Below are 24,607 nucleotides of genomic sequence, written 5' to 3' on the forward strand. Positions count from 1 at the left end.
TATTTAAAGTGCTCATTGAGCACCGCACATCTGGCTTTTTATGATGCATTACTTACATTGTTCAGTTTTCAGGGAACGATGTCTCTCGAACATGCTATTGCTTGCGCTTGTCCGGGAGTTTTTTGCGCTGTTTCAGCGCGATGACGTTTCTATATGTTATCACGGTTATTCTATCGTGTCAACATAATCTTGTTTGTTTTTTTCGCTGCACAACTACTGATTAACTGTCACTTGTAGTGAGGCAGCTTGTCTATATTAGCATGCTCATCCCCTTATGTCAATCTACTTAACCATAAATAATTATCCGATCACTAACCCGCTCTAAGACTCCGCTTCTGCAAGCGGGAGTTATACCCCTACGGGCACAGGCGAGCAGTTAAGCCCCTGGATAAGGACGACTTAACTTCAAATGGGGTTAAAACCCCACCTGAAGTTAAGTCTACTTTATCGTCAAAGAAATTCATCACCAGGATTGAGGTACATGGAATAATCGATAGGATGCAGTGGATATGACAGATTCATCGTTTGGGTTTGATCGTCCCAGGCAGCGGCCACATTGTATACTTTCCCTATAGTATCGCTGGTAACAAACGGCTGTCCCGCTATTACCATAACTGACGCCGGTCTGCCCTGCACAAACAATTGACCGGTATCAGCCTGCCATTTTACACGTTCACCTAATGCTTTGGCAAGCGTTAGGGCCGGAATGGCAAAGTGATTGCCGACACGCACAATGTCGCCTGATAAGAGTTGACCGTCAAAATTGGCTACCGGCAGCATTAACTCTAAACAATTTTCACTTTCATCCCAGATGCCGCGCCCGCCAACCAAGTCTGGCAAATGTTCGGCGTTAACGTACACGGTAGTACCGTGCTTAATGCCTGGTACAGTCTTATTTTGCCGGGTCAGAGTTTGTTGATCTTCATTCCAGTTCACGAAGGTGTTCAGACTCTCAGCCAGCGCCAGTACCGGCACTTGTTTTTGCCCTTCTCTGGAGACAATGCGTTCCGGTCGCAATACCCCATTTATTTTGAGATTATGAAATTGGGCAAAAACCACCTGTTTTTCGGGAATATCCCGAATTAATGCCCGCAAAAATGATTCATCCGCCAATCCGTCTAACCCGGCTTGCGCTAAAGCTTGTTTAACACTTGCCAGAGTTACCGGCTGCCGTCCATATATATCGGAGTAAATACCGATAGAGCCTCTGCCGCGCGCATCCACCCGCACCTTAATCCGCTCGTATTCTATGGAAACAGAAGTCTCACAGTCGACAAGCTCGAACAATTCTTCTACGTCCTCTTCCTGCATTCGCACACAACCATTGGAAACGGCCAAACCAATGGACCAGGGAGCATTGGTGCCGTGAATGCCATATAAAGGGGCAAAACCTATCCAACGATACCCCAGCGGATTATCCGGGCCTGACGGCACTATATAGTCTTTGCCGGGAGGATACCAGCAGGGATCAACTTCTTTCTCAATAATGGAGAATTCTCCGGTAGGTGTCGGCATGGAAGGCTTGCCTACGCCTACTGGATATTCCTTAACAAGTGTATTGTTTTTATATAGTTCCAACGTACGGCTCGGGATATTGATAATGATCTTTGATAAAGCTTCCTGCTCCATAGCCTGAGCATAACCAGGCAGAGCAAATAAAGCTAAACAAAAAATTACCCAAAGAACCCTTCTACACATGCGCATACCCATGCAGTCATCCCCTCATATGACAAATGCCTACGACAATAACATATATGAGAGGAATCCTGGCAGTATGCGTTAATTAGTTGTACAAGCCTAAAAAAATTGCGGGAGTACCCGCGTACTCCCGCCTAATTATACCTTTTGCGTTATCCCTAAAAGCCTAATTCTTCGCCGATAATAATGATCTCAACCTCGGTACCTAACGGCTTTTTGTGCATAATTGTTGTAACATTACAGATCCGGGTCGGCCCTTGACAGTCCATACATTGGCCGGTCGTGGTACATGGATTGGGAAGACCTATACGTTTGTTATTGATGGGAGCAGCATAGAGTTCAATCCGTTCCATCGCGGCATCGGTATTTGTTACAACCTTATTAATACCGGTGATAACAATGACTTTCTTGGGGCCAAAAATCATAGCAGCCGCACGGTTGCCAGAACCATCAACATTAACAAGTTCGCCTTGTAAGGTAAGGGCGTTAGTACCTGTCAAAAAAATATCGCAAGTCATTTGTTTACGCCGCAGCGCCATCGATTCTTCCTTAGACAAACCCGGCTTGTTGTGATTGAAGACCGTATTTCCCCGTTCTTCCAACAAGGTGTCAATTCCTACTTCTTTAATTGTCCATGAGCCGCCAATACCAACAGTGGCGTCAGCCGGAATGAGTGCCGCGAGTTTGTCCAAAGCTTCCTGCCTGGTGTTGACATAGCTAGCGATAAAGTTGTTCTTCTCCAGTGCTTTTACAAGTTTTTCCCCAATGGTTTGGTTGTGCCAGTTTGTAAATTCACTCATTGTACATCCCTCCATTTATTATGTGAGTTCAGGAAACCATGTGCATAGCGGCCAGGTCAGCCATGTCTTCAGCCGTATACTGGTTGTACACGCTGTTTATATGTTTGGCATAAGATAGTCCGTTAAAACTGCCATTTGCCTGAACCGTTATCGCCGCATTCAGTGCATCGGCAAATGCGGGAGCCAGTGCCACTTTGCGTACAGCCCGGATAAGGCCGTCCTCAGCGTCAACCAAAGTAACTTTTAGTATATCTGCATCTGCCACTTCCACCGGATACGCGCGCAAGTCCCTTGGTACGGTATGCCAGGAGTAAGGTGCATCGTTCCAACTGCTTGTACCAAATTTGAAAAGCAAAAATATAATGGGGCCATCAATATATAAACCTAATTCGACACTGCCATATGCAATGCTTTCTACTTCCCGGGCAGCAATTCCTGCTTCAATAATCACAAGGCCATGACCATCTCTATCTAAACGATAAACAATTTTTTCTTCAAGCTTGTCCTGGCCATATTCATATAATTGACCAACCTGGCCTGTTTGCATCCATTCCACCACTTTCTTATACCGTTTTATTACTATATTATACCATCTAGATGGACTCCAACAAAATTATTATAAATACTTGTAATAATTACACCCATTTTTCCGGAAACTAGTAATAGGCGTTAGCATGTTACGTCAATACTCGTTCAGGAGGTATTTTATGCTGCAGCGCAAATCATTGGGTTGCGATAGTTGCATCGAAAGCAACTCCTGTGAATTTTCCTCAGAGTTTTGCCCGAAAGCTACACTTGAGCTTAGTCCTGACCAAGACTTAGAATCAGATCCCGCCTTTAAAAAGTACCGGGAATTTTATCAGCGCTTCTCCAATTAATAGTCACAGTCAGAGGAGGTCCTGCCGTGAAAACTACCATTAAGTATGCTCATGGTAAAGGATTCAGCAAAAACCTTTCCTCAGTTACAGTACTAGCCAGCCCGAGAACCAATGAGGAAATCCAGGAAAATATTCAAAAGGCCCATCCGCAAAGAATTCGCAACAGACAGTCTCCTCAATTCTTTTAATATGGGCATAAGAATCAGAAAATAATACGGAGACGACTTAACTGCTGCTAACCTAGAAATACGAATCTTACCCGGCGTGGTCATAAGAAAAAGCCTTGGCTTGTGCCAAGGCTCTCAGGCCGGGCCGAATTGCTATGCCATCCAGGTGCGTCACGGCAGAGCCTTAGTGGTTCTTATCAACAGAATGCAGTTATACATTCTGGCAGGCTCAAAAAAATGTCCCGATAACCGGTTTATACGGGAAAATCTTTCTGCCGCACAGGGCTGCCACTTGGCAGCCTATTTTTTTTGCTGCTGCTACATCAATACTACTGGATGTGCCGTATATTTCCTTCATGGCCGCTGCCACTTCTTCCAGTGCAGCATTACCTGCTCGCTCGCCAATACCGGCGGCCGTCACGCTGGCAAACACGACGCCGCTTTGCATGGCTGCCAGGGTATTTGCGGTTGCCAACCCCAAATCATTGTGCGCATGAAACTCAATCGGCAGTGGACAATATCTTGCAAGATACTTCATAATGCTGCTTGTACTAAAAGGATCGAGCCTCCCAATGGTGTCAGCATAACGGATGCGTACCGCTCCCAGCCGGGCACTATATTCAGCAAGCTCCAGGAATTGTTTCGGAGTAGCTCTGGAAGCATCTTCGGCGCCCACTGATATGTAGCAGCCATGACTCTGGGCAAAAAGTACCGCTTCTTTTAGCTGCTGATATACCCATTCCCGGCTTTTCTTCAATTTCTGGTAAATGTGCAGATCAGATACAGGTACAGAAATATGCAAAAACTCAAATCCACAAGCCAGCGAAGCCTCAATATCCCCGCGACAGGCACGGTTCCAGGCAAACACAATAGCCTTTAGGCGGGCGTTAACAATCAGCCGCAGTGCTTCGACTTCCTCCCGCCCCATAGCTGGAGTGCCTGCCTCAATCCAAGTTACGCCAGCTTGAGCCAGCGCCGTGGCAATGGCCAGCTTTTCCTGGGCCGTAAATGCAATTCCGGCAGCCTGCTCACCATCCCGCAGGGTTGTATCAACAATAACTGCCTGTTTAAGTTCTTGCATAGTTTTGCTCCTTTAAGCTTGACCGGTACAATTGCAGTAACTCAGTATCCGTAATGGCTGCTTTCTTTTTGACAGCCAATGTGCGCACACGGTCAAGCAGGTGTTTGCATTCAACATCCTCCAACCCAATCCCCCAGGCGGAAAATTTTGTTTTTATAGCAATACTGCCGGAATGTTTGCCAATAATCAACTGACGCTTCAGTCCCACTAACTCCGGGGAAAAAGGCTCGTACAGTTCCGGGGACTTAATAACTCCGTCAACATGCAGCCCAGACTCATGGGCAAAAATAGACTGCCCAATAATAGCTTTGCTCTCAGGTACGCTAAGTTCCAGTACCGCAGCCGCTTGCTGGCAGATACCGGCCATGTCTTGCGGCAATTCATAGTCAAAACCGAGCAGTTGCTTGACTGCGAAAACTGCTTCCTCCCAAGGGGCATAACCGCCAATACCGGCTACTGCTGTCGTAATGTGAGTAATACCAGCTTTTACGGCGGCCAAACTATTGGCGGTTGCCAAACCAAAGGCATTGCCTAAGCAGACCTCTACCGGACAGTTCACCTTACGGATAATAATAACCAGCTGTTCAAAGGCAGACAATGGGTCGCCCTTTGCTTTTCTGTCATCATAAATAATACTGGCAACATCATAGCCATTAACCTGTTCAGCAATAGCTGCCAGTTCCGGCGCGCTCAACACAGCTATGTCTTCCAGTTGAAGTGAGCTTTGCAAACAACGCCTGTCAGCATCACGCATAGCAGACGCAAGCAATAAATTAAACCGGTCTTGCCGGGCTGCATTACAAACTAAAGCCACCCCTTTCATACCAAGTTGTTCGGCCAGTCCCAGTTCGGGCTCAGCTAAGCTGGTTCTGCCCCGTAAGTGAAGATACTTTTGCACTCCCTTCAAGTCCGGACAGTACCGTCTCCATCCATCAAGGCAGATGTCGGCCTGTCTAATGCCTAATCCGGCCAGCAGACGTGCCAGTTCTTCCAATTGTCTGTCACTGCACTGCCAGTGAATAGCTGTGTTCAGCGTCTGATCATGCCAAGTTAACCGCCTCATATCCTCACCCGCAAATTTGCTTTTTTATTACCAGTTTAATACCCTCAGCCAACCGCTCAACCTTACAGTCAAACCGTCCACACGCACACTCGGCTTCCAACCAGGGCGGAATATGACTGCAAACAACCTCAACACAATGAAAGTTCCCGTTTAACAGCGGCTGTAATACTTGCTTGGATGTCAAACCACTGCCGCTTTGTTGAATTTCCTTTAAAGATACCTGGTAGCACCCGGGTTCTGTCTCCATGCTGGCAGGGATTACCGTTTGAAGCGTTGCAGGCTGGCGGACAGTAAACTCTTCCTGAACCAGAATATATTCCAAGAAACTACTTGGCCGTCCGGCAAACTCCCAGATACTAAATCCTGCTTGTTCCAGCTCCTTGTACAAAAGGCCGGATACCGTCCGGGCAACAAACACCCGGCAATTCCCCAAAGCCTCAAGCATAGCGGCTAACTGCCGCCGCACCTCCGGCATACCAAGGGAACGTTCCAGGGAAAAAAGAATCTCACGCACAGGCTTCCATTTTCCTTGTTGCCGCTGGTATACAATCACTCTTCCCGGTTCCGCCAAAGCAGCAGTACTGCCATTATCGCCAACAAACACTGCGATTTCCCGCACCACATCCCCCTCCTTTCGCCTAGTGCTGCAGCCGGTGATATACTTCATGTTATTACCGGCTGCAGCACTAACCAACGGCAGCTCTTAATGCAAGCTGTTCTACCGTATATAAAAGTCCGCTTTCAACGGTATAACAATACTCTACCGACATAATCCCCCGCTTCAGCAAACGCTTTTGTACCGGATAGCCAATGCGCATGGTCAACACCGCCTGGCAGTCAGCCAATGCTGCCAGAATCCCATCCCGCCGTTGATCTTCGGTAACGCACTCGGCAGTACCGCCACAGTATTTTTCCAACCGGCGCGTCTCCACTAATTCATATCGTCTGCCACTAACATGGTAAATCTGAAACTCTTCCGCCTGCCCAAAATGCAGATCAACCAGCTTGCCAAATTTACTTGTAACGGCAACCTTGCAATATCCGGTAAACGGGACTGGCTTATGTTCAACCGGCTCAGTCTCTCTTAGGCGACGCCTAAATTCCGAAGAACGGTCTTGGCCTAAGAGACCAATGGCATCCGCCCTGCACTGACGGCAGTGAGTCATCTGTTTTACTTCACCGGCACAGACTGACCGGACAGCGGCAACCTCGTTCATACTGGTTTGCGGTAAACCGGAAAATACGCTGCCAGGTGCCGGAATAAACGGCATGATATTTGTCATGCATGCGCCCAGCTCCTTGACTCGTTTTACTACCTCAGGTATATGCCAATCATTAACTATCTTCATCATGACAAGGTTCACCTTGACACTTACACCATGACCGGCCAAATACATAATGCCTTCCTGCTGATTATGTATCAGGATTTTAGAGCCTTCCACCCCCATATAGCGTTTGCCCTCGTAATTGATAGTGCCATAGATTTGTGCTCCCACGACCGGATCAATACAGTTAACAGTAACGGTGACATGGCGTACACCAAGTTTAATAAGTTCCGGCGCGTATTCAGGCAGTAATAGCCCATTTGTTGACAGACACACAAGAATTTCGGGATTTTCCTGCTTAATCAGTTCAATCGTCTTGCGGGTTTCCTCCCAGTTGGCCAAAGCATCGCCCGGACCGGCAATCCCGATAACACTAAGGTTAGGGATTGCCGCTTTCACCTGTTCAAACTTTTCTCTGGCTTCCTGGGGAGACAGTATTTCACTGGTTACGCCCGGACGGCTTTCATTAACACAGTCGAACTTGCGGCTGCAGTAGTTGCAGCTAATGTTGCACCGTGGGGCCACCGGCAAATGCATACGGGCATATTGATGCTGAGCTTGAGCGGAAAAACAAGGATGTTTATCGGTAAGCACGCTCGACATAGAGCGGCCACCCCCTTTCCTCCTGTTAAATTTGAGGCTGCTTATAGTACTTAGCAAACATATTTTCACGATAATCCTGGTACTTAGCTGCCAGCAGTGTATTGGTAATCCGGTCTAATACAAGCGTTGTACCGGTATATCCTATAGATAACAGACGCTGGCCGCCTACCCGGTCGTGAATAGGAAAACCCAGCCGCACCAGCGGGATATCGTCCCGTTCGGTAAGAAACCGGCCATCAGAATGACCGATGGCGATATTGACAGCACCAGCCTTAGCCTGTTCTCTGACTAAATTAAAATCAGGATCTGACAGCACTACTGTTTCGTTTGTCATTTCGTTTAGCGGCAGCAGCTTCGCCAGCTTTCCGCCTTTGTCCCCGGTGACCACAATTGGACAAATACCATTTTCCAGGCACGTTTGGGTCAGCGCATAGACCAGTTCCGGATCTCCGAAAATAGCGCTGCGTCCGGAAAAATTGTACTTGTGCGAATCGATCATGGCATCGATAAGCCGTCCCCGTTCATCAGCCAATACCGGCGGCCGTCTGCGGCCACTAATGGTCTCAAGCACAGCCATAAAAGCATCGGTGTTTTCCATACCAATCGGAATAGGTATAGAATACAACGGTACACCAAAGGTGTCTTGCAGGTATTGGCCTGGCGAAACATCCTTCTCTATCGTCACTGCAAATTCAATGGTAGCCGGCGCTCCACCCATGCGGCAAAGCGCGGCGATTGGCGTCCCCCCTGCCGGCAGCTTACTGTAGGAGGGCAGATAAGGCCGGTCAAGCGTCTCCGAGATGTCCGGGCACAGAGTATACTCAAACTCCATTACAGCTAGCAGACGTTTGAGCTCCCGGATATCTGCCGGGCTGATGTTGGGTACAATAATATTTATTTTGTTATGCCGCTCAGCCCCGGTGGCCAAAGTTTCAACCAGGCGCCGCACGGTTAGCCAGTAGCCGTCACTATGACTGCCGCCATATCCAGGTGTATTAGCGGCAACAATAGGCAGTGACAACCGGTGTTCCTGCCGGTAATCATTTACGATTCTGATAATGTCTTCCCCGATGGTCTCAGCCAAACAAGTAGTAATAACTCCGATCAATCCAGGCTGATACACACGGATAATATTATCCAGTCCCTGCCGCAGATTGGCTTCCCCGCCATATACTGTTCCTTTTTCGTTAAGCGAGGAAGAGCCGACATCAACAGGTTCATTGAAATGTTCGGCAATATGCCGCCGCATATAAGTACTGCAGCCTTGTGAGCCGTGTACCATAACCATAGCGCCTTCAATACCTTTAAGTGCCAGAATCCCGCCCATCGGCATACACATGTGGCAAGGATTTTCCATATCAGACACCTCCTTTCTGCACAGTATATTTCCATACCGGCGAACACACCGTTGAATACACTTCCCGGGCAAAATTAATAGCACCGTCATAGCCGCTCAAGGGATGTTTGCGGTCATGATTGTGGTCAATAAAGGCCAGCCCCAGCTTGTATGCCAGCGGTCTCTCCTTGACGCCGCCAACCAAGAGGTGCGCGCCCTGACCGGTCATAAACCGCTCCAATTCTGCCGGATTGGCATCATCTAAGATAACCGTCCCATCGGTGACCAGCTCATGAATGGTGTCATACTCTTCCTGCCGCCCGGTCTGAGTACCCACCATAACTACCTCAATGCCAATTTCCCTAAACTGCTTAATGAGCGAGATGGCCTTAAAACCACCGCCGACATAGACGGCTGCTTTTTTGCCTGCAAGTTTTTCCCGGTATTGCTTGATAACCGGCATTACCCGGTCTGTTTCCTGACGAATGAGCACCTCGGCTTTGGCCCTGATCTCACCACCACCCATAGCATCAGCAATACTGCGCAGCGACTGGGCGGTGTCCTCTACCCCCAAAAAGGAGACCTGACGATAAGGGATGCCATACAGCTCCTGCAGCTTGCCTGCCAGGTAGTTCATAGACCCGGCACACTGCACGATATTGAGCGATACCCTGGCCGCTTGTTTGATAGTAGCGCTGGTAGAATCACCGGTAAATACGGCATTAACTTTTATCCCCATCCGGGCTAGATAGTCTTTGATAATCCAGGCCTCACCGGCCAGATTAAAATCGCCCAAATAGTTGATAGCAAAGCTGGCGGCCGCGTCGTGCCGGTCAACCGGATCAATGATTTTCAGCAAGGCCTCACATGCTGCCCGGTAACCGGCTGATTTATTGCCGATAAAGCCGCTTGATTCTACTGGAATAACTTCTATATTATGACGGACGGCCGCCGCCTTGCACACGGCCGCTAAATCATCACCGATAACACCGACAATACAGGTAGAATACACAAATACCAGCCTGGCCCGGTATTTGGCCACAAGGTCATCAATCGTTCCGGCCAGTTTCTTTTCCCCGCCAAAGATGATATCCTGTTCGCGTAAATCGGTGGAAAAACTGTTGCGATACAGTTCGGAGCCACTGGAGAGGCTGCCGCGAATATCCCAGGTGTAGCTGGCGCAGCCTACCGGCCCATGTACCAGGTGAATCGCATCTGTCACCGGATTTAGGACCACTCTGGCACCACAATACACACAAGCCCGCTGACTGATGCAACCGGCAATGCTGTCAGCGTCACATTTCAAGGTATTTTTACGCCGGCCTTTGGTGGCAATAAAATCTTCTCGTTCATTGATAGCTGCAGCTGTCTCGTTCATTCGCTCCACCCCCAGTTCCCTTACATAACTAATTCAAAATCTTCGTCAGCCGCATCACGATCAGCCCGGTCTAACAGCGCCCCGCTGATACTCTCGAGCAATCGCATGGCTCCCCGGTACCCAACAATCGGTAAATAGGAATGAACACTGCGGTCAAGCACCGGGAACCCAACCCGCACTAAGGGGATGTCTTCAGCCCGGGCAATATATTTACCATATGTGTTGCCAATGATCAGATCTACCGGCTCATTTTTAATCCACTGATGGAAGGTAAACAGGTCGCCGCCTGCTTTGACATTGGCCTTAATGCCTGCCGTTGACACCATGTCGGTAATATCTTCCTCAAAACTTCCCATACCTGAGCCAATAGCCCCACCGGGTGTGCCTGTCAGTATATGAACAGGCTTCATACCCAGGCTGAGAACAAATTCAGTTAAACCGGTAACAATATCGGGGTCACCAAATATAGCTACTTGTTTGCCATGAAAGTGAAAATGCGTGTCTGTCATAATATCGACCAGCTGACCCCGCTCTTCTTCCAGCTCGGCAGGAATCTCTTGAGAAAAGGCCCGGCGCAAAGCCATAAGCATGGCATCGGTGGCCTTTATCCCAATGGGCGTCTTTAACACGGTGGCCGGAACCTGACATTTTTTCGCAAGCAGTTCAGCCGCATCGCTGGCAGCAAAACGACCGAACGCCAGTGTCAGTTTGGAGTTACCACTGTCTTTGATTTGATCAACGGTAGCGCCACCATTGGGATACATGGAGAACTTACCTGTTAAGGGGGAATCCAGAACCCCCGAAGTATCGGGAAACATAATGAAGGTAATGCCCATAGCCTTTACTATCCGTTTAATTTCCCGCATGTCGCCGGGATTGACAAAACCGGGAATAATATTGACCTGCTCCTTCTTTACCGTTAAAGCGGCCTCTGCCAGATAACTGACCATCCCCTTAGTCATATTGGAAAATCCGGTAATATGCGACCCTTGATAACTGGGGGTATTAGCGTGGATAACCAACTTACCTTCAGGAATTTCAGCAGATTTGATAATGCTCGGAATATCATCGCCAATAGTTTCCGTCAAGCAGGTGGTATGAATGGCCATGACCTCCGGATTATAGATAGAAAAAACATTTTTGATGGCTGTTTTTAAGTTAGCACCGCCGCCAAAAACCGAAGCGCCTTCAGTAAAGCTCGAAGTCGATGCCATCGCCGGTTCCCGGAAATGCCGGGATAAGTGCATCCGGTGGAAAGAGCAGCAGCCTTGCGAGCCGTGGCTGTGAGGCAGGCAGCTATGAATCCCCAGGGCTGCATACATAGCCCCAATTGGCTGACAGGTTTTCGCCGGGTTTATGATGCCGCCGCTACTACGCTCTTTTCGTTCTTTTGGTGTACAGTCCAGCATATCAGCCCACTCCTTCCTCATTTACCGTGCCGGTTAACAGCGGTTCATCCTGCCAGGGTGGCACAATGTAGTTCCAGGTAGGGGAGGCAAATCCCATACTTACATCTCTGGCAAAATTCACTGCCCCGGTAAAACCGGCATAGGGACCGCTATAATCATAAGAATGCAATTGTTTGGCGGGAATACCCATCTTCTGCACAACGTACTTATCTTTGATACCGGAAGCAAAAATATCCGGCTTCAGGATTTTAATAAATTCCTCTGTTTCAAAGTGGTTAAGATCATCGGCAATGATGCTGCCATCTTTCATTTCGATATTCATACCCGCATAGTAACTAAGCGGTATCTTCTGCTTTAATTCTTCCATTTTTTCCGGAGACAGCTTCAGCCGGAAACGCCGTTCATCGGCACTAACATGCAGGTCGGGAATGTTTTTGGTGTCGGCATCAGGTTTTATGGTAGGAATGACTTGCCGTCCTTCATAATCATCCCGGTGGGCAAATTCATAGCCTGCCAGTACTGTCTCAATTCCCAGTTCAGCGAATAAGCCCTGATAATGATGGCCGCGTGAGCCGCCGACAAAGCAAAAAGCGGTCTTGCCTTCACAAATCTTTTTGTACTGCTCCATCAGCGGTTCAATCCGCGCCAGTTCCCGCGAGATCACTGCTTCGGTTTTTTCTATAAGCGCCGGATCGCTAAAATACACAGCCATGTTTCTGAGGGACTCGGCAGTACCGTTAACTCCAATAAAATTTACCTTTAACCAGGGTGTGCCGTACTTGGTTTCCAGCATCTCGGCAATATAGTTTATTGAACGATGGCATTGTACCAGATTGAGTTCGGCAACATGCGCATTCCGGAGTTCTTCATACGAACCGTCACCAGTCATAACTGAAATGATAGTATAGCCAATTTCCTTCAATATCCGTTCAATCTCCCAGCTGTCGCCGCCAATGTTGTATTCCCCCAGAATGTTGATAGGATACTTGCCGGCAGCTTCCTCCAGGTCACTTGCACCGATAACCCGGTCCATAAGAATATTATTGGCAATATGGTGTCCGGCCGACTGACTGACCCCTTTGTACCCTTCGCAACTAAAAGCAAGTACCGGAATGCCATGCCGGGCTTCGGCCGCTCTGGACACAGCTCCCAGATCGTCACCGATGAGTCCTACCGGACAGGTAGCTGAAATGGTAATTGCCTTGGGATGAAAGATATCCACCACCTCATCAATGACTTTGGCCAGTTTTTTTTCTCCGCCAAATACAATATCGCTTTCCTGCATATCGGTAGAGAAGCTGTAATTAATGAAATTTTGCGCTGGCTCCTCAGACTTGGCCTTATTACGGCGGGTAGCCCAGGTATAATAGGCGCAGCCGATCGGTCCATGGGTGATATGCACCATGTCTTTCAGCGGGCCAAGCACCACACCTTTGCAACCGGCGTAGGCACAGCCGCGATTAGTAATAATGCCGGGAATAGTCCGGGTATTTGCTTCAATTACCTGAGGCATTTGCTCTGCGTCCTTGATAAGAATGTGTTTTTTCCTGTTTTTCTGTACCTTGGACGGATATTGTTCAAGAATTTCCTGTAATTCTTTTTCAGTAACAGCCATGCTGCTCCCCCCTTTTTCCTTGCTTTTACACCGCGTCTTTACCGGATTCACCGGTACGAACCCGAATGGCATCCAGCATAGGCATAACAAATATTTTTCCGTCCCCTACCTTGTGCTCCGTCCGGTTGGCCTGCATAATGGCCTCAATAATTTTAGGCACATCTTCATCATGAGCCAGGATGATAAATAGCCGTCTGGGGAATAACCGGTGTCCATCCAAAAAACCGTCAATCAGCGCTTCCGCACCGGCTTCATCGGCATCGGCCAAAGCCATCATCGCCGCTTTCCGCCCGGCGACCACAGCCGGATCATCTACCAGCTTACCCCGCCCGCTTACCTTGACGGCAGTAAAACCGGCCACACCGGCCTCGACCAGCGCCTTCTTGGTAGCACCAGTTTTGTTCATGCGCACAATGGCAAATATCTCCTTCATGGCGATCGCCCTCCTTTACAGTTCTTTCATGCCGCTTGATACGGTATATACTTCCGTAACAGGGCTGACGAAAATCTTGCCGTCGCCATATGCTCCCTTTTCACCTGTTTTGGCGGCTTCCATGATAACTTTAATTATTTCTTGTTTATATTCAGCCCGTACTGCCATTAACAACAGCGTTTTAGGGATTTCATCATACACAACACCGCCGATTTTGATGCCTTTTTGTTTGCCCCGGCCTACAACATCCATAACAGTGACCGCATTAAATCCAGCCTGCGACAGTTCGGCCAACACTTCGTCCTTCTTATCCGGTCTAATAATGGCTCTGATTAATATCACTACAATCACTCCTCATTTTCGTCACTTTGCTCAGGCAATGGCATCAAGAAAGCCGTGCTGCATCATCAGCTCTTCCAGACGGTCCTGGGTCATGGGTTTGGGAATAACAAACATTTTATTTTCATCAATGGCCTTTGCCAGTGCGCGATATTCATTAGCCTGATTTGCCCCGGGATCAAAATCAATAACTGTCTTTTTATTGATTTCTGCACGCTGCACCAAGTTATCCCGGGGGACAAAATGAATCAACTGTGAACCCAGTTCTTCAGCAAAGGCTTGCAAGAGTGGTAATTCATTATCTACTTTCCGGCTATTGCAAATGATGCCGCCGAGCCGGACTTTGCCTGATACCGCATATTTTTGAATGCCTTTGGCTATGTTATTGGCCGCATATAAAGCCATCAGTTCACCTGAGGCTACAATATATATTTCTTCGGCTTTGCCTTCGCGGATAGGCATAGCAAACCCGCCGCAGACAACATCGCCCAATACGTCATAAAATACATAATCAATTTCATCAGTATATGCTCCCAGTGATTCCAGCATATTGATCGAGGTGATTATGCCACGGCCAGCGCAGCCTACACCCGGTTCCGGTCCGCCGGATTCCACGCAGCGGGTGTTTTTAAACCCTGGCTTTAATATATCCTCAAGTTCAATATCGTCGCCTTCGTCACGCAGCGTATCCAGTACCGTCTTTTGGCACAAACCGTTTAGCAGCAAGCGGGTAGAATCCGCCTTAGGATCACAGCCAACTACCATAATTGTCTTTCCAGCCTCAGCCAATGCCGCCACTGTGTTTTGTGTGGTAGTCGATTTACCAATACCACCTTTACCATAAATAGCAACCTGTCTCATTAAAAACGCCTCCTCTTTATTCACTGACTAATGAGTTCCTCCGGCTGCCGGGTTATTTCGCCCTGACTGAGTTCAACCAAGCCTATACTCCCAAACTCTATTGAAAATTGTCAGTGCATGGAATATAATGAAGTTGGGCATATCAAATAACCCTTGCCGTCACTTGGGAAATGCGATGGCCCCCGGCTTCACAGGTACTCGTAATACCTGTGAAGCCTTACTTATGCGTTAACTCTCTCACCTCCTTATATTGCCTAAAAAGGACAAAGGCTTACCGCACGCATCCATGCAGTAAGCCTCATTGCTTTTTAAACATATTATGTTACATGGTTTCCAGCTAAAAAAACAAAAACTATGGGGCAAAAAAATTCTGCTCCCATAGCGCCATTGCTGAAAACCATATTTGTTTAAAAGAACTATACCATAGATAATAGCCCCCTGCAATAGGTTCTGGATAAATTCGGAAAATTAAATTATCGATAGCTTAAAAATTTTCCGTATCCTTGCTTTTCCATAAATATGTCGTTATAATCTAAATGAAATCCGGCAAAAGCTAGTAAAAGCCTGCCGCCCACCGGCAGGCTGCTGATAATTTTTTTAAGAACGGAGGCCCTGTCAATGGAATCGTCCAAAGATGAAATACACGAATTGCTTACAGCCATAGTAGGTTCTATCAACAACACGCTTTATGACCTTGCTGCTGAAAGTGAAAGAGGCGGCAGTAAAGTAACTGCCAAGCGTCTGGAATATTCCCGCCAAAAAGTCATGACCGCCTGGGAAGTATATAACCAAAAACGTGCCGAAAAGAAGTAATCCTGTTTCCCGCAACGCAAATATCTCAATATGCCTGTACAGGTTGAACCGGCATATATATAAAGAAGCTTTATGGGGATAGCCCATAAAGCTTCTTTTATTCACTTTGCTTGTTAATAATATCCTTGACTACCTCACCGGCAATAATGAGACCGGCAACAGACGGCACAAAAGCAATACTGCCCGGGATTTGCCGACGGGTCGTACATTTACGTGTCGTCCCCTGCGGACACACACAACCAACACTACAGCTCGAACTCTCGGTTTCCACAGGCTTACGCGGTTGTTCCCTGGAGTAAATCACTTTCAGGGAAGCTACACCGCGCTTTCTTAATTCCTGCCGCATTACCTTAGCTAAAGGACACACCGAAGTGCTAAAAATATCCGCTACTTCAAACTGAGTCGGGTCCAGCTTATTACCGGCTCCCATGGAGGAAATCACCGGAATGTTCCTGGACTTAGCCTGGATAATCAAGTCCAGCTTGGCAGTAACCGTATCGATAGCATCAACGATATACGTATAATCATCAGCAATCAAGCCTGCTGCCGTATCTGGCATGTAAAATTCCTGAAAGACAGTCACTTCGGCTTTAGGATTAATTTCGAGAATGCGATCACGCATAACCTCAACCTTAGGTTTGCCAATAGTCTTTCTGGTAGCATGCAGTTGCCGATTAATATTCGTCAGGCAGATACAATCATCATCCACCAGCACAAACTTGCCAACGCCTGAGCGCACTAGCCCTTCCACCACAAACGTACCGACGCCGCCAATGCCAAAAACAGCTACTTTACTTTGTGCCAGTTTTTCGAGGCCTTCTGCACCAATTAATAACTCTGTCCGGGAAAACTCATGCAGCATATTGTCACCCTTACCTTTTACCTTGTCTGCCATATTGTATTAGTGTAACAAAATCACCCAGACCAGTCAACCGCTCTATTGCCAGCTATTTACGGGAAATGCGTGGTTTAATTACCTTACCGCATTTCGGGCAAACATGATTGCCCTCCTGATCAATTTCCATAACAGCTCCACATTGAATATGCACCAACATTCTGCCACCTCCTAAATTATTCCCTGGTAAATAAAATCGACTATTTCTCATTGGGACTGAGCCCCCATTCAAGTAAAGTACTAACTTTAATACTGCATTAAACAGTATATGAGGTTTAAGCTATTTTAGACCAATTATTTTGGGGTACTATAGGAAAAAAGCCTTCCGTACTGTCGGAAAGCTGATTTGTACATGATGTTACCGCTCGCAGATGCAGCAAGTACTATGATACATTCATTTCCCGTTCAATAATCTTTAATCAAACAATTGTCCGTTATGAAGAAACTATTATATACAATTTAATTGTATCATGTCGTAATATTATTTTCAATTAACTCAATATTACACTTTTGCAGTTTTGCATTTACTGCAAACGGCTTCGGCTATAAACTGCTCTCGCGCTACATAACCTGTCAAAGTAAGGCATACGTTGACTAATTATGCCATAAGATAGTATAATTTACATATAATAGCACGGGAGGCGAAGCAATATGGACATTGCCGCACTTGCCACGGTGGCTGCACAAGCCAATGTTAGTCAACAAGCCAGTATCCTCATGATGAAAAAGGTGATGGATACCGCGACAGACCAAAGTCAAAGTCTGCTTCAATTAATGGGCGCAGGACCGGCGCTATCTCCAGCCCATTTAGGCAATACTATTGACATTTCTATTTAATATAAAAAAAGCTTCTGAGATATTCTCAGAAGCTTTTTCCCAACCACCGGCAATAACAAATAACTTCAGGATAGGGAGGATTTATGAACAAACTCTACGCACTTATAGGTCCCCCGGCTTCAGGTAAAACCAGCATTCTCAAAGAACTTGCGCAATATGGTATTCCTGAGATGGTCAGCCACACCACCAGAAAGCCAAGAATTGAGGAAATTGACGGTATTCATTACTATTTTGTTACCAAAGAGGATTTCCAGAAAACCGAGCTGATTGAACGGGTCGAGTATTCAGGCAACTTATACGGTTTGAGCAAAACTGAGGTACTTGAAAAAGTCAATACCTATCCGCTAAGCACAGTTGACGTCGACATTCAGGGACTAACTCAGCTGAAAAAGCTGCTCGGCAACCGGCTGGAATCAATATTCATCATGGCAGATTTAGATACAGTCATTGGCCGCATGTTAGAGCGCGGCGATGATCATGCCCTAATTAACCGTCGGATTGAGCATGCTACCAGTGCCGGAGAATTCAACAACTGGCAATCAGCCACCTATGTGGTAAAAAATACCGGTTCACTTACCATTGCCGTACATCAGATACTGGCTATTATCGGCAAAGTAACGCTGCCGCCTAAAATGGAATAAGGTTAGCAAAAAGATACCGCCAACCTCTCTGGCGGTATCCTTTTTGTGTTTATTAATCAATCTCTAGTTCCAAGGCAAAGCGGGGGATATCCCTGCCGTCCAGCCGGACCTGCTCGCAGAACATAGTTTTGGGACGTACCCACAACCCGAACTCTCCATATAACGCCCGGTAGATAACAAGCGGTTCCAGCGTTTCACTATGCTTCGCCTCCCCGATTACCTGGTATTTTGCCCCTTTGTAATGGCGGTAAATCCCGGGTCTTATTTTGGTTGTTCCAGACTTGCTCATACTATACACCTCTTACTGTTAGTGCAAAATAGGAGATAATTTTTTATATACCAGCAGTGTAATTGCGGAGACAACAATACCTTTAAACAGATTAAACGGTATTATGGCAAATACAATAAATGTCTTAATATCCACAATAAACGGATTGCCGGCTTTCCCCATAGCAATCATGGCCTCTGCCGGAAAATGCAGGACTTTTTGGTATAAAGGCAATAATACCCAATAATTTAAGACCGCTGCCATCAGCGTCATGGAAAATGTGCCGGCAAGCAGCGCCCACATCGCTCCTGCCCGGTTCTTTTTATACTGATAAACAAAAGCTGCCGGCACAACAAAACATGTGCCCACAAAAAAATTGGCCATCTCACCAATACCGGCAGTCTGGGTGTTGCTCACATGAATCAGATTTTTAATAAACACAATCAAGCAGCCGGCCAGCGGGCCAAGCGCAAAAGCGCCAATAATTGCCGGAATTTCGCTAAAATCCAGTTTCAAAAAACCTGGCATAAAAATAACCGGAAGTTCCATTGCCATTAAAATCGCGGCAGCACTGGCCAGAACTGCGATGCGTGTTGTATAGGCCATCTTGGTCTGCAAATCAGTTGGTGCCTCCTTGTCTGTGCTTCTCAGGCCACTGCGGCTGTAATTTAGTGCAGCAGCTGAGTATTGTCCAATGTAGTCATACTTAATGACTTATCAATAAATTCTGTAAGCACTATTTCAATAATGGTTTCATGAATTGCCATTGTATCTGTCAAATCCAAGCCGTGCCGGAGCGTCATGTACTCGAATACCCGCGCTAACCCCTCGGCATACACCTCTTGCACCTCGGCCGGTACTTTTCCCCTGAGCACGTCATAGTACAATACCCCATAACGTTTGCTAATATCGCGCAAATGCACTGCAAGCAAGTACTTGTAATCTTCTATCAGATCCATAGTGGCGCCTCCTGCATTCTCTATCTATGCATGTATTCGCGAATCCAACCGGAAAACCCTACCTGCTGATGGTTGGATAACACGTTAAAATTTTGCCAAAATTATACGGCGCCATAGGACTTACGCAATAACTTGTTGAATAACCATCCTAAAACTATCTGACGGGAGGAATAACCAATGAAAAAATTACGGGTTCTGGCCGGGGTACTGTTCCTATTTGTACTGATTACCTGCGCTATGCTGCCGGCGCAGGCTATCTTCACTGCAGTGACTAACACCGATAAGGTAAAGTTATTATCCGAACCAACCGCTGCCGCTGCCGTTGTTAAAGTACTGAAATTGGGCGATATTGTTAAAGTCTATGAAAAATCACCGGATGGCCAATTTTGGGAAGTGGAACATAAAGGCAGTCGCGGCTGGATTATGATTCACTTCCTCAGCCCAAAAGATCACCGGCAGCCTTCTTATTTTTGATAGAGCTTCCCGCATCTTCTGCCATGTATTTGAAAATAGTTTAGCAGACAATCCCCCTGCCATATTTATACAAAAAATGAAGGATTTTGTTTTTTAAAGCAGAATATAGCAGTAATTGACAACTATATAAAAAAACAAAAACAAAACTATAGCGAAAGATTGAGGATATCATGGAGTTATCTAATCTGACTACCAGGTTAAACATCAAGGCTATAGGTATTATTTCAGTATTTATGCTGTTTTTTATAATATACAATCATTGGATATCTTTTCAGGAAAAAAAGGGTATATATAACCGGCATATGGAGTGTTTTGCCCATCATCTGGAAAGCGTTGTTCCTGCCAAATTGTTGGTGGATTACGGGGACAAGCCAACTGCCGAAATCCAGTCTCCGGAAAATCAAATACTTGCTGTCAATAATAAGGTTCAGCCTATTTTGGACAACACCTTTACACCGCTGGATATCATAAAATTCGGGGTGTATTCCAGCCAATTGCAACGAATTGTGGCAATTGGCCCCGACTTAGATAAAACCCTGCTTTTGAATACAGAATCCAAATTGTTTAACGACATGTTCCACACAGATACAGTAAAATTTGGACAACAAAAGCAATCCGTGCTGTGGTATGGCGCGCCGGCATCCTATGTTGTTAAGCCAATCAAAATTGACAGCCAAATTGTCGGCTATGTCTTTGTCTGCATGAATATCGACAAAGTTATGGAAGAAGAGTGGCAGACATCCCAGCGGTCAATTTTTGGCAGCCTGGTGGCATTATTGATTGTCATCATATTATTCCAGGAAATTTTCGTTCAATTAAGAAAAGAACTCATTTTATTTGCTGAAGCTACGGTAAATGGCCGCGGCCGAAACTTTGAAAGTAAAATTACCGAACTTAATCCTATTTTGCGGTATATCAACGAACAAACCGAACAAATGGCCCGGCTTGACAGGTTAAACATCATCGGCGAAATGGCCGCCAGTATCGGTCATGAAGTCCGCAACCCCATGACAACCGTCAGGGGATTTCTGCAATATTTAGGAAATAAGCCAGCCTTGGAAAACTATAAGCCTCAGTTTACGTTAATGATTACCGAGCTTGACCGTGCCAACAGTATCATTACCGAATTTCTATCGTTAGCCAAAAACAAAGCTATGAATTTTCAGTACTGTGACCTAAACGACATTATCCAGGAAATGACACCGCTGCTTGAAGCCGATGCTTTGCGTTATAACTGCCAAATTAACAGGCAGCTGCAGGATCTTCCGGCCATTCGCTTAGATAAAAGCAGTATCCGCCAACTCATCTTAAACATTGTCCGCAATGGCATTGAAGCAATGCCGCAGGGCGGAACGCTGACGATTACCACTTACTGTCATAACTCTCAAGTATTACTCACTTTTGTTGATGAGGGAACAGGCATTCCCCTTGAACTCATCGACAAACTGGGAACACCCTTTTTCACCACCAAAGAAAATGGTGTTGGCCTGGGACTTGCTATTTGTTATCGCGTGGTTCAGCGTCACAATGGCACAATGTCGGTAGAAAGCCAACCGGAAAGGGGGACCAAATTTACCATTACCTTTACAATATAAAAGTACGCTGCGAGGTGGAGAATGGCGGAAAGACTACTATCTGTCTTCTTTTTAGCAATTAGTATTGGCTACACCTATTATGCCGGCAATTTATCCTTCGGCAGCTTCATGGCGCCCAAAGCCGGATTTCTGCCGCTCTTAACCGGCAGTATCGCCATTTGTTTAGCCTTAACTATTGTTATACGGTCATGGCCGGTGAAAGCCACCGGCAAAACCGGAAATGTCAACTGGAGAAAACTCATTTTTATTATCATCGGTATAGTAGCTTACATCATTATTATGCAATTAGCCGGCTACCTGGCAGCCACCTTCATCATCCTGTTCTATTTGTTAAAAATGGCGGAAACACCGGGCTGGCTGGCTCCAGGATTATTTTCAGCAGGAATTGCGTTAAGTTTCTATTTCATTTTCGAAAAATTTTTAGGCTCTAAATTGCCATAAGCTGGAGTGACGACAGTGGACATTGTAGACATGCTCATCCATGGTTTTGTTATCAGTACTTCACCTGCCAATTTGTTAGCCTGCCTAATAGGTGTTCTGATCGGAACACTGGTAGGGGTGTTGCCCGGAATCGGGCCGATAGGAGCTATCGCGCTGCTTTTGCCTTTTAGCTTTACCATGGATGCAACTACTTCGCTCATAATGTTTGCAGGAATTTTTTATGGCTCTTTATTTGGCGGCTCGACCACTTCGATATTACTGAATATTCCCGGCGAGGCCTCCTCGGTGGTTACTTGTATCGATGGCTATGCTATGGCAAAAAAGGGGCGGGCAGGCGCAGCCCTGGCGGTTGCCGCTGTCGGCTCGCTGATTGCCGGAACCATCGGGCTTATCGGCCTGACCTTTTTTGCGCCGGTTATGTCCAGGCTTGCTGTAACCTTTGGGCCGCCGGAATATTTTGCGATTGCGACAGTAGGCCTGTTAATTCTGATGAAGTTAACAGGTACTTCCATGCTCAAATCAGGCCTGATGGTCGCCGTCGGCATTATGCTTGGCACAGTAGGACTGGACAGTTTAACCGGTATCAATCGGTTTACATTTGCAGTGGATGAATTACAGCGCGGTTTGGAATTTTCCATTGTGGTAATGGGACTGTTTGGTATCGGCGAGATATTGGATACACTTGTTACAACCACAAATCAACGAAAAGTACAATCATTCCGGGTGCGGGAATTATACCCGGACAAAGAAGAAATCCGGCGTTCGGTTATGCCGATTTTCCGTGGCGGAATTATTGGATTTTTAGTGGGTTTAATTCCAGGACCGTCTGCCACGATTTCAACCTTTGTATCCTATGCTGTTGAAAGAAAAAAAAGTAAACACCCCGAGGAGTTTGGCCACGGGGCGATTGAAGGAGTCGCCGGTCCGGAATCCGCCAATAATGCCGCAGCTTCCGCCGCCATGATTCCGCTATTGTCTTTAGGTCTGCCCTTCTCTGCCATTTCCGCCATTCTGTTAAGCGGGTTCATGATCCACGGTGTCATCCCCGGTCCGACTTTAGTCACACAGCATCCGGATTTATTCTGGGGTCTTATTGCCAGTATGTATATTGGCAATGTGCTATTGCTGATTATAAATCTGCCGCTGGTAGGGTTATTTGCCTATCTGCTGCGAACTCCCATACATATTCTGATGCCGGTCGTCTTGATCATTACCATAACAGGGGCGTATTCGCTTAATCACAGTATCTTCGACCTGGTGCTGCTGGCTGGTTTTGGGATACTTGGCTTTGCCATGAAACAGACGGGTTATGAACCGGCGCCGTTAGCTCTGGGCCTTATCCTCGGGCCTACCCTGGAAACCGGGCTGGCACAGGGCTTAATTATCGGCGACGGCAACCCCTGGTTTTTCCTCTCAAGACCAATCTCAGGTACCATTCTTTGGTGTGGTATTGCTTTGCTGGTTTTTCATATTGTAAGCAGCTTCTTGAAGAAAAAGCAGAGCACACAAATATAAAAAGGAGGTTGTTGGGTGGAGAATAAGCGTATTGTTTTATCGTTACTTACCGTTTTTCTGTGTATGACACTAATGCTGGGAGGTTGTAACATGGGGGCAAAGGAAAGTACCGCTCCGGAAAAATATCCGGTTAAACCAATCAACATAATTGTTCCGTTTGCGGCTGGCGGCAGTGCGGACATAATAGCGCGGACACTGGAAAAATCTGCGCAACAACACCTGGGCCAACCGTTGGTTGTACTTAATATGCCAGGAGGCGCAGCCACCATCGGCATGAATGAAATGGCCGGTGCCCAGGCTGACGGCTATACGATCGGGGTAATTGGCATAAATGCCATATTGCAGCCGCTCTATGGCGAAACCAGATACCATTACCCCACCGCACTGGAACCTTTGGTAAAGGTTGTGTCCTCACCGATAGTCCTGGCTGTTCGCTCTGATAAGCCATGGCAGAATCTCAATGATTTGGTCAGCTATGCCAAAGCCAATCCCGGAAAAATCAAGTTTGGTCATGCCGGTTTGGGTACGACAACGCATCTCACCGGTGAGCTGTTTGGCAAAGAAGCTAACATTAATATCGTCCAGGTTCCGTTTAAGGGCGATTCTGAGGCCCTTGCGTCCTTGCTGGGAGACCATGTTCATTTAATCCTGAGTACTCCGCCTGCCTTAAAAGAACATGTAAAAAGCGGCTCTATAAAGATACTCGGGGCTGCCGAAGAAAAACGGCTAACCCTCTCCGGCTTTGAGAATGTGCCTACCTTCAAAGAACAGGGAGTCAATGTCGCATTTGACTTTTGGATTGGCGTGGTAGCTCCCAAGGGTATTCCGGCGGCTGAAAAAGCTAAGTTAGCTGCTGGTTTGAAGGAAATGATCAACGCCCCTGAGTTTAGTAAAAGTATGCAGGAACTGGGAATGGTTGTCGAATATTTAGGGCCGGCTGAATTCAAGGACAGATGGATAGCTGACAATGAAAAACTGACGAAAGTGACAAAAGAAACCGGTATAGCCGATGTAATCAAAGCACAAAAGAAATAGCCGTACTAACGAAACAGGCAGGTTGCGAACAGGTGCCGTTAGTCCGGGGATTTATCTCAAATACCAGTCTTTTTGGGGTGGAGATTGCTTTGCTGGTTTTTCATGCGGCAAACAGCTTCTTGAGGAAAAAGCAGGTGCACCAATATAA

General features: G+C 46.8%; 28 protein-coding genes. 10 read left to right on the forward strand and 18 right to left on the reverse strand.

Features of this window, described 5'->3' with window-relative positions; genetic code table 11:
* Positions 1-450 precede the first annotated feature (450 nt).
* The 3 genes from GT1_RS07460 to GT1_RS07470 form a co-directional block, all read right to left on the reverse strand.
* Positions 451-1,629: a L,D-transpeptidase gene (locus GT1_RS07460; protein WP_188398186.1), complete on the reverse strand. Its 1,179-nt coding sequence runs from the start codon at positions 1,627-1,629 to the stop codon at positions 451-453.
* 227 nt (positions 1,630-1,856) lie between these two features.
* Positions 1,857-2,498 (reverse strand): lactate utilization protein, encoded by a 642-nt coding sequence (locus tag GT1_RS07465; protein WP_075756068.1) that lies wholly within the window; start codon positions 2,496-2,498, stop codon positions 1,857-1,859.
* A gap of 28 nt (positions 2,499-2,526) precedes the next feature.
* On the reverse strand, positions 2,527-3,045 hold the full coding sequence (locus GT1_RS07470) for a hypothetical protein (RefSeq protein WP_188398187.1): 519 nt from the start codon (positions 3,043-3,045) through the stop codon (positions 2,527-2,529).
* Positions 3,046-3,205: 160 nt separating this feature from the next.
* Between GT1_RS07470 and GT1_RS07475 the strand changes: the two genes are divergently transcribed.
* Positions 3,206-3,376 (forward strand): hypothetical protein, encoded by a 171-nt coding sequence (locus GT1_RS07475; RefSeq protein ID WP_158027064.1) that lies wholly within the window; start codon positions 3,206-3,208, stop codon positions 3,374-3,376.
* A 26-nt stretch (positions 3,377-3,402) separates the two neighbouring features.
* Positions 3,403-3,564 (forward strand): hypothetical protein, encoded by a 162-nt coding sequence (locus tag GT1_RS07480; RefSeq protein ID WP_158027065.1) that lies wholly within the window; start codon positions 3,403-3,405, stop codon positions 3,562-3,564.
* Between the two features lie 208 nt (positions 3,565-3,772).
* Here the strand turns inward: GT1_RS07480 and GT1_RS07485 are convergent, their stop codons facing one another.
* From GT1_RS07485 to nifH, 11 genes are all read right to left on the reverse strand, one after another.
* Positions 3,773-4,624, reverse strand: coding sequence for a homocitrate synthase (locus tag GT1_RS07485; protein WP_188398188.1), 852 nt, complete (start codon positions 4,622-4,624; stop codon positions 3,773-3,775).
* Complete coding sequence (locus GT1_RS07490; protein WP_188398189.1) at positions 4,611-5,687, reverse strand: hypothetical protein; 1,077 nt, start codon at positions 5,685-5,687, stop codon at positions 4,611-4,613. The genes GT1_RS07485 and GT1_RS07490 overlap by 14 nt, the downstream gene beginning before the upstream one ends.
* A gap of 4 nt (positions 5,688-5,691) precedes the next feature.
* On the reverse strand, positions 5,692-6,306 hold the full coding sequence (locus GT1_RS07495) for a Fe-only nitrogenase accessory AnfO family protein (RefSeq protein ID WP_188398190.1): 615 nt from the start codon (positions 6,304-6,306) through the stop codon (positions 5,692-5,694).
* Between the two features lie 67 nt (positions 6,307-6,373).
* Positions 6,374-7,615 carry a nitrogenase cofactor biosynthesis protein NifB gene (gene nifB, locus GT1_RS07500; protein ID WP_188398191.1) on the reverse strand — a complete coding sequence of 414 codons (1,242 nt, stop codon included), beginning with the start codon at positions 7,613-7,615 and terminating at the stop codon, positions 6,374-6,376.
* Positions 7,616-7,640: 25 nt separating this feature from the next.
* Positions 7,641-8,972, reverse strand: a complete 1,332-nt coding sequence (locus tag GT1_RS07505; RefSeq protein WP_188398192.1) for a nitrogenase component 1 — start codon at positions 8,970-8,972, stop codon at positions 7,641-7,643.
* Between the two features lies 1 nt (position 8,973).
* Entirely contained in the window at positions 8,974-10,329 is a 1,356-nt protein-coding gene (gene nifE / locus GT1_RS07510) for a nitrogenase iron-molybdenum cofactor biosynthesis protein NifE (RefSeq protein WP_188398193.1), read from the reverse strand.
* Positions 10,330-10,349: 20 nt separating this feature from the next.
* Positions 10,350-11,738: a nitrogenase molybdenum-iron protein subunit beta gene (nifK, locus tag GT1_RS07515; RefSeq protein ID WP_188398194.1), complete on the reverse strand. Its 1,389-nt coding sequence runs from the start codon at positions 11,736-11,738 to the stop codon at positions 10,350-10,352.
* Between the two features lies 1 nt (position 11,739).
* Entirely contained in the window at positions 11,740-13,353 is a 1,614-nt protein-coding gene (gene nifD / locus GT1_RS07520) for a nitrogenase molybdenum-iron protein alpha chain (protein WP_188398195.1), read from the reverse strand.
* Positions 13,354-13,378: 25 nt separating this feature from the next.
* A complete protein-coding gene (locus tag GT1_RS07525) occupies positions 13,379-13,786 on the reverse strand; it encodes a P-II family nitrogen regulator (protein WP_188398196.1) in 408 nt (135 codons plus the stop codon).
* 15 nt (positions 13,787-13,801) lie between these two features.
* Positions 13,802-14,128 (reverse strand): P-II family nitrogen regulator, encoded by a 327-nt coding sequence (locus GT1_RS07530; RefSeq protein ID WP_075756079.1) that lies wholly within the window; start codon positions 14,126-14,128, stop codon positions 13,802-13,804.
* A 30-nt stretch (positions 14,129-14,158) separates the two neighbouring features.
* Complete coding sequence (gene nifH / locus GT1_RS07535) at positions 14,159-14,986, reverse strand: nitrogenase iron protein (RefSeq protein ID WP_075756080.1); 828 nt, start codon at positions 14,984-14,986, stop codon at positions 14,159-14,161.
* Between the two features lie 618 nt (positions 14,987-15,604).
* Between nifH and GT1_RS07540 the strand changes: the two genes are divergently transcribed.
* A complete protein-coding gene (locus tag GT1_RS07540; RefSeq protein ID WP_075756081.1) occupies positions 15,605-15,799 on the forward strand; it encodes a hypothetical protein in 195 nt (64 codons plus the stop codon).
* 97 nt (positions 15,800-15,896) lie between these two features.
* Here GT1_RS07540 and GT1_RS07545 read toward each other — a convergent pair whose 3' ends face one another.
* Positions 15,897-16,661, reverse strand: a complete 765-nt coding sequence (locus GT1_RS07545; RefSeq protein WP_188398352.1) for a ThiF family adenylyltransferase — start codon at positions 16,659-16,661, stop codon at positions 15,897-15,899.
* A gap of 684 nt (positions 16,662-17,345) precedes the next feature.
* On the opposite strand from GT1_RS07545, the gene GT1_RS07550 reads away from it, so the two are divergent.
* Positions 17,346-17,531: a YjfB family protein gene (locus GT1_RS07550; RefSeq protein ID WP_075756082.1), complete on the forward strand. Its 186-nt coding sequence runs from the start codon at positions 17,346-17,348 to the stop codon at positions 17,529-17,531.
* Positions 17,532-17,614: 83 nt separating this feature from the next.
* Entirely contained in the window at positions 17,615-18,172 is a 558-nt protein-coding gene (locus tag GT1_RS07555; RefSeq protein ID WP_188398197.1) for a guanylate kinase, read from the forward strand.
* A 52-nt stretch (positions 18,173-18,224) separates the two neighbouring features.
* Here the strand turns inward: GT1_RS07555 and GT1_RS07560 are convergent, their stop codons facing one another.
* From GT1_RS07560 to GT1_RS07570, 3 genes are read right to left on the reverse strand one after another with little or no spacing between them, the layout of a single operon-like run.
* Positions 18,225-18,461: a DUF1653 domain-containing protein gene (locus GT1_RS07560; RefSeq protein ID WP_188398198.1), complete on the reverse strand. Its 237-nt coding sequence runs from the start codon at positions 18,459-18,461 to the stop codon at positions 18,225-18,227.
* Positions 18,462-18,479: 18 nt separating this feature from the next.
* Positions 18,480-19,058 carry an ECF transporter S component gene (locus GT1_RS07565; protein WP_223226109.1) on the reverse strand — a complete coding sequence of 193 codons (579 nt, stop codon included), beginning with the start codon at positions 19,056-19,058 and terminating at the stop codon, positions 18,480-18,482.
* 50 nt (positions 19,059-19,108) lie between these two features.
* On the reverse strand, positions 19,109-19,399 hold the full coding sequence (locus GT1_RS07570) for a hypothetical protein (protein ID WP_075756085.1): 291 nt from the start codon (positions 19,397-19,399) through the stop codon (positions 19,109-19,111).
* A gap of 177 nt (positions 19,400-19,576) precedes the next feature.
* On the opposite strand from GT1_RS07570, the gene GT1_RS07575 reads away from it, so the two are divergent.
* The 5 genes from GT1_RS07575 to GT1_RS07595 all read left to right on the forward strand — a co-directional run bounded on the left by GT1_RS07575 (position 19,577) and on the right by GT1_RS07595 (position 24,459).
* Positions 19,577-19,873: an SH3 domain-containing protein gene (locus GT1_RS07575; RefSeq protein ID WP_188398199.1), complete on the forward strand. Its 297-nt coding sequence runs from the start codon at positions 19,577-19,579 to the stop codon at positions 19,871-19,873.
* Positions 19,874-20,175: 302 nt separating this feature from the next.
* A complete protein-coding gene (locus tag GT1_RS07580) occupies positions 20,176-21,468 on the forward strand; it encodes an ATP-binding protein (protein WP_188398200.1) in 1,293 nt (430 codons plus the stop codon).
* A 21-nt stretch (positions 21,469-21,489) separates the two neighbouring features.
* Complete coding sequence (locus tag GT1_RS07585; protein WP_188398201.1) at positions 21,490-21,909, forward strand: tripartite tricarboxylate transporter TctB family protein; 420 nt, start codon at positions 21,490-21,492, stop codon at positions 21,907-21,909.
* 15 nt (positions 21,910-21,924) lie between these two features.
* Positions 21,925-23,424, forward strand: coding sequence for a tripartite tricarboxylate transporter permease (locus GT1_RS07590; protein ID WP_188398202.1), 1,500 nt, complete (start codon positions 21,925-21,927; stop codon positions 23,422-23,424).
* A 90-nt stretch (positions 23,425-23,514) separates the two neighbouring features.
* The gene (locus GT1_RS07595; RefSeq protein WP_188398353.1) at positions 23,515-24,459 is read left to right on the forward strand and encodes a tripartite tricarboxylate transporter substrate binding protein; all 945 of its coding nucleotides are present in this window, start codon (positions 23,515-23,517) and stop codon (positions 24,457-24,459) included.
* Positions 24,460-24,607 lie beyond the last annotated feature (148 nt).

It is taken from the genome of Sporomusa sp. GT1 (assembly GCF_014634905.1).
In the GTDB taxonomy this organism is placed as follows: domain Bacteria; phylum Bacillota; class Negativicutes; order Sporomusales; family Sporomusaceae; genus Sporomusa; species Sporomusa sphaeroides.